Genomic DNA, 12723 nt, shown 5'->3' on the forward strand with positions numbered 1-12723 from the left:
TTAATTCAGCACCACGCGGTTCCTAGACAGGAACACGCGCCGACCATCGGCTTCGCTTTCGAGCACCAGCTCCCATTGTCCGGGACCGATCACGCTGCCCTTGCCGCGGTAGCGGCCGCCGCCGGCTTCCGACAGCTCGATCGCCTGGTCGGCGCGCCGGTCGGTCGGGCGCTCCAAGCGGGAGGTGAATTGCAATCCGGTCAACGGCCTGCCATTGCCGTCGCGCGCTTCGACTTCGAGCGCTGTACCGCCATTGGCATCGCGCGCCAGATGCGCATCGACCTTCCAGTTGCGGGCGTCCTGCTCGCGCGCAGCGGCGATCTCTTTCTCGTAGGCGAGGCTCGCTGCGTAGGCGCTGTCTACGTCGGTGCCGGGCAATGTGAGCGTGGCCAGCTTCATCATGGTGAAGTTGACGCCGATCACCACGCCGAAGAACGCCACCAGCATGGCAAGGACCTTGCCCCCGGTCAGCGGCTTCGGCGATGCACTGGCTCTGCTCATGACGGCTCCACTTCTTCTTGTTACGGCGCGACGAAATTGTCGGTGGCGGAGGCGACTTCGCCGAGACCGATGTCGGTGACGCGGAATTTCACCGGGATCGACTTCTCGGGATTCCTGTCCGAGGGCGCAGTGACCAGCACGCGCAGCTCGGTGGTGCCGTCGCGCCCGAGCACGATCGTGGGACGATCGGGCGTGATCGAGTCGCCGCCGACGACATGGAGCTTGGCATCCTGCGGGCCGTCGATGTCGATCGCCACCACGCGGTCGAAGCCGCGCTTGTTGAGGAAGCGGACCGTATAGGCGTTGCGGATCGAGCCGTCGCTCAGCTTCACCGCGACCGGGTTACGATCGTGCAGCACGTTGATGTCGAGCAGCGAACGCGTCGCGAGCGTATAGAGCATGATCCCGCCGACAAGCGCGATCATAGCGGTGTAGATGATAGTGCGCGGCCGCACGATGCGGTAGATCGGCGCTTTGCCTTCGATCCGGCGCTGGATGTTGATGTCGTTGTCGTAGCCGATCAGCCGGGTCGGCCGGTTGATCTTCTTCATCACATTGTCGCAGGCGTCGATGCACAACCCGCACTGGATGCAGTCGAGCTGCGGCCCGTTACGGATATCGATACCGACCGGACAGACGGCGACGCATTGATAGCAGTCGACGCAGTCGCCGGCGTGCTGGCCAAGCGCACGCAGGTCGTTCGCCTTCTTCACCGACATCCGCTTTTCGCCGCGATCGTAGCGGTAGGTGACGTTGAGCGCCCATTCATCCGTCAGCGCCGCCTGGATGCGCGGCCACGGGCACATATAGACGCAGACCTGCTCGCGCATGAAGCCGGCGAGCAGATAGGTCGTCGTGGTCAGGATCGCGATCCAGATATAGGCGATCGCCGGCGCCTGGAAGGTGACGAGCTCTTTGACGAGCGTCGGCGCGTCGGTGAAATAGAGCACCCAGGCGCCGCCGGTCCACCAGGCGATCAGCAGCCAGATCGAATGCTTGAGCACGAGCTCGGAGATGCGTTCCAATGTCCAGCGATGGGCGGAGGCATCCTTCTTCATCCGCTCGCGCCGGTCACCCTCGACCAGGCGCTCGACCGCATAGAACAGGTCGGTCCAGACCGTCTGCGGGCAGAGATAGCCGCACCAGATGCGGCCCCCGACCGAGTTCATCAGGAACAGCGTGATCGCGGCGAGGATCAAGAGGCCAGTGAAGTAGTAGACTTCCTGCGGCCACAGCTCGATGAAAAAGAAATAGAAGCGGCTGTTCGGCAGGTCGATCAGCACCGCTTGGTCGGGCGCGCCGAGCCCGCGATTCCAGCGTACGAAAGGCAGGAAATAATAGACGCCGAGGCAGAACGCCATCAGGCCCCATTTGATCCCGCGGAAGGTCCCGGAGACCTTCTGCGGGTAGACCTTCTTGCGGGCCGCATAAAGCGGCCCGACGTCTTCGACTTGGTCAGGGTCTATCTGGACGATCTTGTTCATGGGCCGGGCTTCTTCTGGCATCACAGGGAGAGGCTAACCCCTCCCCCCGTGACCTGGTTGATCCAGCGCAAACAGGCGGCCTATTCGCCGCTTATTTGCCGCCGCCCAGCGTATGCACGTAGACCGCAAGCGCCTTGATGGTGGACGGATCGAGCCGGCCGACCCAGGCCGGCATCACGCCGGAACGGCCGTTGGTGATGGTCTCGATCACGGTGGCCTCATCAGAGCCGTAGAGCCAGATCTTGTCGGTGAGATCGGGCGCACCGAGGTCCTGGTTGCCCTTGCCGTTCTCGCCGTGGCAGGCCGAGCAATTATCGGCGAACAGCTTGGCCCCGGCGGCGGCATTGTAGCCCTGGCTCGTCGGCAGGCCCGAGAGCGAACGGACGTAGTTGGCGACCGTGACGATCTCGTCCTTCTTCAGGATGCCATCCTTGCCGAAGGCGAGCATCGCGCCCTCATGCGCCTTGGCATTGCCCGAGCGCGCGCCAAACTGGATGGTCTGCTGAATCTGCTCAAGCGAGCCGCCCCACAGCCAGTCGTCGTCGTTCAGGTTCGGAAAGCCCTTGGCGCCGGCGCCGCCCGAGCCGTGGCACGGCGCGCAATTGTCGCCGAAGGCCGCCTTGCCGCGGGCACGCGCGAGCGCCAGCAGCGCCGGGTCCTTCTCGATGTCTTCCAGCGACGCCGCGCCGAGCGCGACCATCTTGTCGCCGCGGATCTTCTCGAGGTTGGCCAGCTCGACGCCGACATCGGCGCGCGACGAATAGTTGATCAGCCCGGTGGTGTTGCTCCACAACAGCGGCCATGCCGGGTACACCACCCAGTAGCCGATCGCCCAGATGATGGTGGCGTAGAACGTCAACACCCACCAGCGCGGCAGCGGCGTGTTGAGTTCCTTGATGCCGTCCCACTGGTGACCGGTCGTGGTCTTGCCGGAGACTTGATCGAGTTCGGTTTCAGCCATGGTCTCTCACTCCTCCCGCAACGGTATCCGCGATGCCTCATCGAAGGCGGCCTGGTTGCGGGGCCAGAGCGCATAGATCACGATCGCGACGAACAGGGCGACGAAGATCGGCGTCCACACGCTCGTCACGAGGTTCGACGCCAGATTGTGAACTGTCAGAATTGCTTTCATCGTCCGGCCTCTCAGCGAAGATTGGCTTTTTCGTTGTAGATCTTGAAGTCGACCAGCGTGCCGAGCATCTGCAGGTAGGCAACCAGCGCATCCATCTCGGTCGGCACCCCGCCCTTGCCGTCGAAATTGCGGACCACGGCCTTCGGATAGCGTTTTGCAAACGCGTCGCTGCCGGCATTGTCTGGATCAGCCTGCGCTTTCAGGTCAGCCACCGCGTTCGCGATCTGCTCGTCGGTATAGGGCACGCCGACCGCGCGGTTGGTCCTGAGGTGATCGGCAATCGCCTCGGGATCGAGCTCAGTCTTTGCCAGGAAGGGATAGCCCGGCATCACCGACTGCGGCACGATCGCGCGCGGATTGGTCAGGTGCGTGACGTGCCACTCATCCGAATATTTGGCGCCAACCCGCGCCAGGTCAGGCCCGGTACGCTTGGAGCCCCACTGGAACGGATGGTCGTACATGCTCTCGGCGGCGAGCGAGAAGTGACCGTAGCGCTCGACTTCGTCACGCAATGGCCGGATCATCTGCGAGTGACAGAGATAGCAGCCTTCGCGCACATAGATGTTGCGGCCAGCGAGTTCGAGCGGGGTATACGGCCTGACGCCGTCGACCACCTCGATCGTGCTCTTGAGATAGAACAGCGGCGTGATCTCGACCAGGCCGCCGATCGCGATCACGACCAGGATGCCCGCGATCAGGATGATCGAGTTCTTTTCAAAGATTTGGTGGCGGGTCCAGAAGGACATCTTGACGCTCCTTATTCCGCCGGCTGCAGCGCGAGCGGCGTGGTGACTTCGACCTCGCCTACCCGCACCGTCATCCAGAGGTTATAGGCCATGATCAGCGAGCCGATCAGGAACAGCGCGCCGCCGGCGGCGCGGATGATGTAGAAGGGATGCATCGCTTCCACGGTCTCGATGAAGGAATATTCGAGGAAGCCGAGCGAGGTGTAGGCGCGCCACATCAGGCCCTGCAGGATTCCCGAGACCCACATCGCGGAGATGTAGAGCACGATGCCGATGGTCGAGATCCAGAAGTGCCAGTTGACGAGCTTGAGGCTGTACAGTTGCTTGCGGCCCCACAGCCACGGCACCAGGCAATACAGCGCGCCGAAGGAGACGAAGCCGACCCAGCCCAGCGCACCGGAGTGAACGTGGCCGATGGTCCAGTCGGTGTAGTGGCTCAGCGAGTTCACCACCTTGATCGACATCATCGGGCCTTCGAAGGTCGACATGCCGTAGAACGCGACCGAGACCACCAGCATGCGCAGCACCGGATCGGTGCGCAGCTTGTCCCACGCGCCCGACAGCGTCATCAGGCCGTTGATCATGCCGCCCCAGGACGGCATCCAGAGCATGATCGAGAACGTCATGCCGAGCGTCTGCGCCCAGTCCGGCAGTGCCGTATAGTGCAGATGGTGCGGGCCGGCCCAGATATAGAGGAAGATCAACGCCCAGAAGTGGATGATCGACAACCGATAGGAATAGATCGGCCGCTCCGCCCGCTTCGGGATGAAGTAGTACATGATGGCGAGGAAGCCGGCGGTCAGGAAGAAGCCGACCGCGTTATGGCCGTACCACCACTGGAACATCGCATCCTGCACGCCGCCCCAGGCGATGTAGGACTTCGAGCCGAACACCGACACCGGAAGCGCCGGGTTGTTGCCGAGGTGAAGAACCGCGATGGTGACGATGAAGGCGAGATAGAACCAGTTGGCGACGAAGATGTGCGGCTCCTTGCGCTTGAGTACCGTCGCCAGGAACACCAGCAGATAAACGACCCAGACGATCGTCAGCCAGAGATCGGAGTACCATTCCGGCTCGGCATATTCCTTCGACTGCGTCACGCCCAGCAAATAACCGGTGCCAGCAACCAGGATGAAGAAGTTGTAGCCGAGCACGACGAACCATGGCGCCAGATCGCCGGCCAGTCGCGCCCGGCAGGTCCTCTGCACCACGTAGAAGGAGGTCGCGATCAGCACGTTGCCGCCAAAGGCGAAGATCACCGCCGAGGTGTGCAGCGGACGAAGCCGGCCAAAGCTGGTCCAGGGCAGATCGAAATTGAGCCAGGGCCAGGCGAGCTGGCAGGCGATCAGGAGTCCGACGGTAAATCCGGCAATGCCCCAGAACATCGCCATGAAAGAGGCGAACTTGATCGGGCCGAGATTGTAGTTCGGCTTGCCGTTGATCTCCTGCGGCGGCAGCTCCGCCGGGCGATCGAAATAGCGGTTAAGGATTGCGAAGGCTGCAGCGCCGCTGGCCACGGCGGCGAGCGAAGCATGGAAGGCAAATGGCGCATCCAGCGCCTTGGCCGCGGCGAAGGCGCAGAGGAAGGCCGCCACTGTGAAGAATAGCGTCAACCCGGCTTCGCCGTGGGTCATCCATTTCGTGGATTGAACTTGCTGCATGTTTGATTCTCTTTGCAGGGGCCCTGCCCCATCAGCCCAGCTTTGGCCGCGGCGTCCTTGATCGAGATCAACCGCGATCAGACTTCCCCTCGCGGTTGCGCTTTGGCACCAGCCCTTGAACCCTTTCGGAAACGACTACCGATTAGAAAGGACGACGCTTGCGCATGCCTGACGCCGGCTGCCGCGCCCCCGGCACGTGGACACTCGCCCAGGCGAGCACCCCGGCGAAAACCACGAAAACTGAGACGACGGCTGCGGAAACCAAAATCGAGTCGGCGGGCATAGCGACCTCCATTGAAGTTCGCTCGAATATCGTCGCTCGTGGGGAACCGTCTTTGACTTCGATCAAAAATGCGAGAGCACACGTGTCACCATCTAGACTCGCCGTCTTGCAATTCGCTTCGCCGGACTGACACCGGAGCGCCCGGCGAAACCGTGATCCCCGCATCCAGTTTCTTCAATTCCGCTGTGGGAAAAAAGGCGTGGATGGCCGGGACAGGCCCGGCCATGACGCAACAGGATTCAGGCTGCGGACATCGCCTCGGCGCGTGCCGCATCGACCAGGCTGATGCCGCCCGTAAGAATACGGATGATGCCGTCGCGTTCGAGCTTGGTGAAGGTGCGACTTACCGTTTCGATGGTGAGCCCCAGATAGTCCGCGATATCGAGCCGGCCCATCGGCAACGGCAACACGTCCTCGGCATGCCCGATTTCGGCGAGCCGATCGCGCCAGCCGATCAGGAAGCTCGCAACCTTCTCTTCGGCGGAACGGCGCCCGAGCAGAACCATATGCTCCTGCGCCCGGATCAGTTCGCGGCCCGCGAGTTCGTTCATACGGCGCAGGAAGCGCGGCCGGTTCTCGGCGAATCGCGAGAAGCTGACTCGGGAGAACTGGCAAAGCAATACCGCGCCGACCGCATCGGCGGAGAACTCATACTGCGCCGAGCCGGCAAGTCCGAGGAAATCGCCGGGCAAGGCGAAGCCGATGATCTGCCGTCGGCCATCCGGCAACAGCTTATAGAGACGCAGCACGCCTTCGAGCATGCTGAAGAACGACGTCGCCATGGTCGCCTGCGCAAACACCGTCGTGCCGGGCTCGCACTGGACATGGCGCGACAGGCTCGCCAGCTCCCATTGCTCGGTCTTGTCGAGCGAGGCGCAGATCGCAAAACCGCGTACCGCGCAATCGGTACACGTTTGCCGATGAGAACCTTCCAAGAGAGAAACCTTCACGCGCCGCTCCAAATGACCGCCGGCGGACATCCTTATGCCGCCCGGCGGATTAACGCAGTCTAACGTCCACACCGCCGGGGTGTTGATGCAGATCAATCGTCCCCACCATTGCGAAGCTAATTTGAAAACCGTCGCTCCGCCCATCGCGGAGCTTTTTGATAGATGGGGCCGTAATGCTGCAGTCCGCCGCACGCCAGGTTTTCATTGGGCTCATGCTGACGACATCGGCCCTCGCCGTCTCGCCCTCCGAGCAGCGCGGCCGGACATTCGCGCTCAACAATTGCGCCCGCTGCCACTCCATCGACAAGGTCACCGAGAGTCCGCTCAAAGTCGCGCCTCCCTTCCGCACCCTGCACAAGCGCTATCCCGTCGAGAGCCTCGCGGAGGCGTTCGCGGAAGGCATCCAGACCGGACATCCGACGATGCCGGAGTTTCGACTTGACCCGGACCAGATCCATGACCTGCTGGCCTACCTCAAGACGCTGGAATAGCGCGATGACGCCTCGCCCGCGAGGGTTGACGCAAATCAACCACGGCGTGGCGAGGGCCGGTAACAGTTCTTCATCATGCAACAGGGATGAACGAGATGTTCAACACGACCCATCTGAACGACGAGTTGCAAGCCCTGAAGATCGATGTGTCGCGCCTCCTCAACACGACAGGTGAAGGCATACGCGACACCGCAAGCGCAAGCGCCGACGCCTTTGCCACGCGCATCAAGGAAGCGCTGGAGGAATTGAGCGAGGTCCTGAGCGGCGAAGACACTCAGGTCCGGCAGCTCATTTCGGAACGACCGATTACCTCGCTCGCCTCCGCCTTTGCGCTGGGCGTGGTGGTCGGCTTTGTCATGCGGAGGTAACCAAGGTGAATACCGAAAATATCGTCAGGCAGCTACGCGTACTCTGGCGTACCGACAGGATCATCGCCGATATCCGCCTGCGCCACCTCCTGGTTGGCCTCGGCCTGCGCGCCTTCGCGGGCCTGATCGCGGCGTTCGGCCTTCTGATGTTCGAACTGGCGGCCTATTTCGCGCTGGTCCAGGTCTGGGGCGCGATCGCGGCCGCGGCGATCCTCGGCGCAGCCAACTTCGCCATCGCAGCGATCCTGTTTGCCCTCGCGCTCCGGCCGCCGTCAGGCCGCGAGCTCGATCTCGCGAGCGAGATCCACGGCGCTTCCGTCGAGGCGCTGCAGGTCGAGGCACGCGCGATGCAGTCGCAAGTCTCCGGACTGGTGCGCAATCCCCTGAATGGAATCCTGCCGATGCTGGTGCCGCTGATCGGCATCATCATCAACAGCCTGAAGAAACCCGCGGCAGAGCACGCCGCGAAGGACCACGCCTGACGCGGCACGCCGCGCCGACCGAAACCGAGTAGAGCGAGATGACCACCACACCCCAAAAGCCGATCCTCAACACTTCCTTGCCGCCGCAGTTTCGCAAGATCCGCCTCGAGCTCGCGCGCGAGCCTGATCATCCCGAAGGCGATGCCGGCGCCGGCTATGTGATGGTCGCGCCACTCGACGACGACTACAGGATCGACCAGAAACTGTGGCGGGCCAACCGCGAGGCGTGCCGGGTGGTCCGGCTCCGGCCCGACGAGGAATACATCCTCGGCCATCTCGTCCATCACCAGGGCGGCGGCTGGGTCCTGCACTATGACGGCGCGCCCGGCACGCCCGACGAGATCGGCTTCCACTTCAAGGACGAGCACTTCGTCGCCGGCGAATATGTCTCGATCGGCGAAGGCGACAAGATGCACACCTATCGCGTCACGATGGTGTCGCGGCTCTGATCACTTCGTAGCCCGGGTGAAGCGCCAGCGTAACCCGGGACTCTGCATCCACGTTGGCGAGTGGCCCCGGGCTGCGCTGCACCCGGGCTACGGTGCTGCACGCTGTTTGAAATCCAAATCAGACCTAACCCCCGTCATTGCGAGCGCAGCGAAGCAATCCATCTCACCGCTTGCGGAGGCATGGATCGCTTCGCTGCGCTCGCAATGACGGAGGAGAGAGCGGTGGCCGCAATGACGGCGAGAGGCTCTTAGCCCGGGTTACGCGTTCCGCTCCACCCGGACTACGAAGCTGTGGCGCCTCACAGCGCCAGCTTGACGTCGCAGAGGCCGTACTCGACGGGATCGGCCTTCACCTCGAAGCCGAGCTTCCGGCACATGTCCAGCATCACGATGTTCTCGGTCAGCACCTGGCCGGAAATCGCCTTCAGCCCTTCCGATTTCGCGTATTCGATCAGAAGCTGCATCAGCGCCCAGCCGAGCCCCTTGCCCTTCAGATCGGTGCGCAGCAGGATGGCATATTCCCCGCTTTCATAGATCGAGTCGGAATGAATCCGCACCACGCCGAGGATTTCTTGCGTGCTTTCGTCGACCGCCACGAAGGCCATCGCGCGCGCATAGTCGAGCTGGGTGAGGCGAGCGATGAACTCGTGGGAAAATTCCTTGATCGGCGCGAAGAAGCGCAGCCGCAAATCCTCAGCCGTGACATGCCGCAGCAATTCGTGGATCTGCGGCTCGTCTTCGGGGCGGATCGGCCGCGCGAAGATGCGTCGCCCGTCGATCGGTTGCCCGTCCCGGTCCGCAAGCTGCCGCTGCCATCGTGACGGATAGGGCCTGACCGCAAAGTTGCTGAGCCCGGGGCCTGCGAATTTGCGCGGCACGATGCCGACTGCGACGCGCGCGTCGACCACGAGCACGCCGGCCTCGTCCGCCAGGAGCGGATTGATGTCGAGCTCCCTGATCTCGGGAAGATCCGCCGCCATCTGCGCGAGCTTGACCAGCACCGTCGCCACCGCATCGGGCTTCACCGCCGGCACGTCGCGATAGGCGCGCAACAGCCGCGACACCCGCGTGCGCTCGATCAATTCGCGCGCCAGTCGCATGTCGAGCGGCGGCAGCGCCAGGGCCTTGTCGTTGATGATCTCGACCGCAACGCCGCCGCGGCCGAACACGACCACGGTGCCGAAGGTCGGATCGTCGGCAAGGCCGAGAATGAGCTCGCGCACCTTCGGCCGCACGATCATCGCCTGCACGATGACGCCATCAATTCGCGCTTCTGGCCGCAGTGTCTTGGCGCGTCCCAGGATCTCCGCGGTCGCCGTGCGCACGGCATCGGGCGATGTGAGGTTGAGGACGACGCCGCCAATATCAGACTTGTGCACGATGTCGCGCGACATGATCTTCAGCGCCACCGTCATGCCCTGCGCGAACAGCGTGTTGGCATATTTGACCGCCTCCTCCGCATCGGCGGCGAGATAGGTCTCGACCATCGGGATGTCATAGGCCTGAAACAGCTCCTTGATCTCGATCGGGTTGAGCCAATGGCGCTGGTCCGAGATCGCGGCGGTGACGATCTTGCGCGCCGCCGCGGCATCAGGCGTGAAACTCTCCGGCATCGCCGGCGGCACCTGCGTCAATTCTTCCACCACCTCGCGGTGCCGCACCAGATGCATGAAGCCTCGCACCGCGTCGTCCTCGGTGATGTAGTTCGGAATCCTGTTGCTGCTGAAGACGTCGCTGATGGTGCCATTGGCGCCGACCCACACCGCAAGCACCGGCTTGGCCGCCCTGCCCCGCTTCTTGCGGTGCTCGGTAACGATCTTGGTCACGGTCGAAGCGATCTCGTCCGGCGCGGCGATCGCGGTCTGCACATTCATGACCAGGACCGCGTCATTACCGGGATCGGCGAGCAGCGCCTCGAGTGCCACGGCGTAACGCGAAGCCCCGGCATCGCCGACGATGTCGACAGGGTTCGAGCCGGACCAGGTCGGCGGCAGGGCCGCATCGAGCTGCGCGTGAATGTTTGGCGTGATCGTCGCCGGAATTCCACCGAGCTCGACCAGCCGGTCGATCGCGAGCACGCCGAGGCCGCCGCCATTGGTGAGCAGCGCAAGCCGCTTGCCGGGCGGCGAGGCCACGCGCGCCAGCGTCTCGGCGCAGTCGAACAATTCGCGCAGGTCGGAGACCCTGAGCATGCCGGCGCGGCGAAACGCGGCATCATAGACCGCATCCGAGCCGGCAAGCGCGCCGGTATGGGTGGCGGCCGCCTTCGCGCCTTGCGCCATGCGGCCGGACTTGACCACGACGACCGGCTTGATCCTCGCCGCGGCGCGCGCCGCGGACATGAACTTGCGCGCGTCCTTGATCGACTCGACATAGAGCAGGATGGCGTGCGTTGCGCCGTCGAGTGCGAAATAATCCAGGAGATCGGCGATATCGACGTCGAGCTGGTCGCCGATCGAGACGATGCCGGAAAATCCGACCACGCGCTGCGCGGCCCAGTCCACCATGCCGGCCGCGATCGCGCCCGATTGCGAGATCAGCGCCAGGTTGCCGGGCGCCGGCAGATGCGTGGAGAAGCTGGCATTGAGGCCGACGCTAGGCGCCATGATGCCGATGCAATTGGGGCCGATCAGCCGCATGCGATGCTTTCGCGCCGCCTGTTCGGTGGCCTCCGCCAGCGAGCCTGGACCGTGGCCCAATCCGGCGGTGATGATCACGGCGCCGATCGCGCCGCGCTGTCCGGCGTCGTCGACGATCCCGGGCACGGCGGCAGCCGGCGCCGTGATCACGACGAGCTCTGGCACGAACGGCAATTCGGCGATGCTGCCGACCGTGGCGACGCCGGCAATCTCGCCATGGCGCGAATTGACCACACCGAACTGGCCCTTGAACTTGCCGCCGGAAATATTCTGGACGATGGCGCGGCCGACCGAGCCCTCGCGCGGACTGGCTCCGACGAGCGCGACCGAGCGCGGCGACAGCAGGTGATTCAATCTGTAAGTGGACATTGCTCTGCTTCCGGACTTTCGGCTGGCACTGGCAGTGCCGAGATTGCGTGGCGATGGCGCTCCGATGCGACACCGTAACCAGCCATGGTGGCCGGCCCATGACGAATAGTTCCTGTTTCAGAGCTGGCCTTGCGCTTGCTCAATTCGACCCCGCCGAAGGCGTTGACCTGCCTCAAACACCGCACCTACAGTGCAACTAGGCTGCGACTATCAACCGCATCAAACGGGAACAAACCCATGCGCGCCCATCAGATCATGACCCGCCCGGTCATTTCAGTCACGCCGGAAACACCCATCGTCGATGCAGCCAACCTGATGCTGCAGCGGCATATCAGTGGACTACCGGTCGTCGCCGCCGGCAAGCTGGTCGGCGTCATCTCGGAAGGCGACTTCCTGCGTCGCGGCGAGATCGGAACCCAGCGCAAGTACGGCCGGTTCCTGAAATTCCTGCTCGGCCCCGGCCCGGCCGCCACCGAGTTCGTTCGCGAGCAGGGCCGCAGGGTCGCCGAGATCATGACCTCGGACCCGATCACGGTCACCGAGGAGACGCCGCTCGATACGATCGTCGCGCTGATGGAGAAGCATCACATCAAGCGCCTGCCGGTCGTTCGCGGTGACGAGCTCGTCGGCATCGTGTCACGGTCCAACCTCTTGCAGGCGGTGGCAAGCCTTGCCCGCGACGTCCCCGATCCGACCGCCGACGATGACCACATCCGTGACCGCATCATCGCTGCGCTGGAGGAAGCGGATTGGTGCCCGTTCGGCCTCAGCGTCGTCGTCCGCGACGGCATTGTGCACTTAAGCGGCGTCATCACCGACGAGCGCAGCCGCCAGGCCGTCGTCGTCGCCACCGAGAACGTCGCCGGCGTGAAGAAGGTCCACGACCATCTCTGCTGGGTCGAGCCGATGTCCGGATTCTACCTGCCTTCGCCTGACGACAGGGAGTGGGCGAAGACGGGCTAGAGGCACGGCCCCGTTACAGCGTGATGACCATAGCGTTTTCGAGCGAAGTGGATACCGGTTCGCGTGAAGAAAACGCGTCAAAACAAGAAATCTAGAGCTTCGGTTCTGATCCAATCAGAACCGAAGCTCTAGGCCGTGTGGACTCTTGGGATTCTCAAATCAGATTGAACGTGATTCAAGGCTTTCTTTTAGGAGGAAGCCTTGG

Annotated in this window: 13 protein-coding genes; 5 read left to right on the top strand and 8 right to left on the bottom strand. The window is 63.4% G+C overall.

What is annotated here, in order from left to right:
* From AAFX91_RS01585 to AAFX91_RS01615, 7 genes are all read right to left on the bottom strand, one after another.
* On the bottom strand, positions 1 to 501 hold the full coding sequence (locus AAFX91_RS01585; protein ID WP_130581914.1) for a FixH family protein: 501 nt from the start codon (positions 499 to 501) through the stop codon (positions 1 to 3).
* A gap of 20 nt (positions 502 to 521) precedes the next feature.
* Positions 522 to 1985: a cytochrome c oxidase accessory protein CcoG gene (gene ccoG / locus AAFX91_RS01590; protein WP_394565354.1), complete on the bottom strand. Its 1464-nt coding sequence runs from the start codon at positions 1983 to 1985 to the stop codon at positions 522 to 524.
* Between the two features lie 91 nt (positions 1986 to 2076).
* Positions 2077 to 2946: a cytochrome-c oxidase, cbb3-type subunit III gene (ccoP, locus tag AAFX91_RS01595; RefSeq protein WP_282526351.1), complete on the bottom strand. Its 870-nt coding sequence runs from the start codon at positions 2944 to 2946 to the stop codon at positions 2077 to 2079.
* A 6-nt stretch (positions 2947 to 2952) separates the two neighbouring features.
* Positions 2953 to 3117 carry a cbb3-type cytochrome c oxidase subunit 3 gene (locus AAFX91_RS01600; RefSeq protein ID WP_130581917.1) on the bottom strand — a complete coding sequence of 55 codons (165 nt, stop codon included), beginning with the start codon at positions 3115 to 3117 and terminating at the stop codon, positions 2953 to 2955.
* An 11-nt stretch (positions 3118 to 3128) separates the two neighbouring features.
* Positions 3129 to 3863: a cytochrome-c oxidase, cbb3-type subunit II gene (ccoO, locus tag AAFX91_RS01605; RefSeq protein ID WP_394565355.1), complete on the bottom strand. Its 735-nt coding sequence runs from the start codon at positions 3861 to 3863 to the stop codon at positions 3129 to 3131.
* Positions 3864 to 3874: 11 nt separating this feature from the next.
* Complete coding sequence (ccoN, locus tag AAFX91_RS01610) at positions 3875 to 5497, bottom strand: cytochrome-c oxidase, cbb3-type subunit I (protein WP_394565359.1); 1623 nt, start codon at positions 5495 to 5497, stop codon at positions 3875 to 3877.
* Between the two features lie 549 nt (positions 5498 to 6046).
* Positions 6047 to 6757, bottom strand: coding sequence for a helix-turn-helix domain-containing protein (locus AAFX91_RS01615; protein ID WP_245476623.1), 711 nt, complete (start codon positions 6755 to 6757; stop codon positions 6047 to 6049).
* A gap of 173 nt (positions 6758 to 6930) precedes the next feature.
* On the opposite strand from AAFX91_RS01615, the gene AAFX91_RS01620 reads away from it, so the two are divergent.
* The 4 genes from AAFX91_RS01620 to AAFX91_RS01635 all read left to right on the top strand — a co-directional run bounded on the left by AAFX91_RS01620 (position 6931) and on the right by AAFX91_RS01635 (position 8547).
* Positions 6931 to 7248, top strand: coding sequence for a cytochrome c (locus AAFX91_RS01620; RefSeq protein ID WP_282526418.1), 318 nt, complete (start codon positions 6931 to 6933; stop codon positions 7246 to 7248).
* Positions 7249 to 7343: 95 nt separating this feature from the next.
* Positions 7344 to 7616: a hypothetical protein gene (locus AAFX91_RS01625; RefSeq protein ID WP_130581921.1), complete on the top strand. Its 273-nt coding sequence runs from the start codon at positions 7344 to 7346 to the stop codon at positions 7614 to 7616.
* 5 nt (positions 7617 to 7621) lie between these two features.
* The gene (locus AAFX91_RS01630) at positions 7622 to 8098 is read left to right on the top strand and encodes a phage holin family protein (protein WP_130581922.1); all 477 of its coding nucleotides are present in this window, start codon (positions 7622 to 7624) and stop codon (positions 8096 to 8098) included.
* A gap of 38 nt (positions 8099 to 8136) precedes the next feature.
* Positions 8137 to 8547, top strand: coding sequence for a hypothetical protein (locus AAFX91_RS01635; protein ID WP_394565356.1), 411 nt, complete (start codon positions 8137 to 8139; stop codon positions 8545 to 8547).
* Positions 8548 to 8846: 299 nt separating this feature from the next.
* Here AAFX91_RS01635 and AAFX91_RS01640 read toward each other — a convergent pair whose 3' ends face one another.
* Positions 8847 to 11555 (bottom strand): GNAT family N-acetyltransferase, encoded by a 2709-nt coding sequence (locus AAFX91_RS01640; RefSeq protein ID WP_394565357.1) that lies wholly within the window; start codon positions 11553 to 11555, stop codon positions 8847 to 8849.
* Positions 11556 to 11792: 237 nt separating this feature from the next.
* Between AAFX91_RS01640 and AAFX91_RS01645 the strand changes: the two genes are divergently transcribed.
* Positions 11793 to 12518: a CBS domain-containing protein gene (locus AAFX91_RS01645; RefSeq protein ID WP_130584397.1), complete on the top strand. Its 726-nt coding sequence runs from the start codon at positions 11793 to 11795 to the stop codon at positions 12516 to 12518.
* The last annotated feature ends 205 nt before the right edge of the window (positions 12519 to 12723 follow it).

It is taken from the genome of Bradyrhizobium sp. 31Argb (assembly GCF_043638955.1).
GTDB lineage: Bacteria > Pseudomonadota > Alphaproteobacteria > Rhizobiales > Xanthobacteraceae > Bradyrhizobium.

Excerpts from the sequence above, each read along its gene's own strand:
- AAFX91_RS01620 (WP_282526418.1), top strand. The coding sequence starts at position 6,931 with ATGCTGCAGTCCGCCGCACGCCAGGTTTTCATTGGGCTCATGCTGACG.
- ccoO (WP_394565355.1), bottom strand. The coding sequence starts at position 3,863 with ATGTCCTTCTGGACCCGCCACCAAATCTTTGAAAAGAACTCGATCATC.
- AAFX91_RS01585 (WP_130581914.1), bottom strand. The coding sequence starts at position 501 with ATGAGCAGAGCCAGTGCATCGCCGAAGCCGCTGACCGGGGGCAAGGTC.
- ccoN (WP_394565359.1), bottom strand. The coding sequence starts at position 5,497 with ATGACCCACGGCGAAGCCGGGTTGACGCTATTCTTCACAGTGGCGGCC.
- AAFX91_RS01625 (WP_130581921.1), top strand. The coding sequence starts at position 7,344 with ATGTTCAACACGACCCATCTGAACGACGAGTTGCAAGCCCTGAAGATC.
- ccoP (WP_282526351.1), bottom strand. The coding sequence starts at position 2,946 with ATGGCTGAAACCGAACTCGATCAAGTCTCCGGCAAGACCACGACCGGT.
- ccoG (WP_394565354.1), bottom strand. The coding sequence starts at position 1,985 with ATGAACAAGATCGTCCAGATAGACCCTGACCAAGTCGAAGACGTCGGG.
- AAFX91_RS01645 (WP_130584397.1), top strand. The coding sequence starts at position 11,793 with ATGCGCGCCCATCAGATCATGACCCGCCCGGTCATTTCAGTCACGCCG.
- AAFX91_RS01600 (WP_130581917.1), bottom strand. The coding sequence starts at position 3,117 with ATGAAAGCAATTCTGACAGTTCACAATCTGGCGTCGAACCTCGTGACG.
- AAFX91_RS01640 (WP_394565357.1), bottom strand. The coding sequence starts at position 11,555 with ATGTCCACTTACAGATTGAATCACCTGCTGTCGCCGCGCTCGGTCGCG.
- AAFX91_RS01635 (WP_394565356.1), top strand. The coding sequence starts at position 8,137 with ATGACCACCACACCCCAAAAGCCGATCCTCAACACTTCCTTGCCGCCG.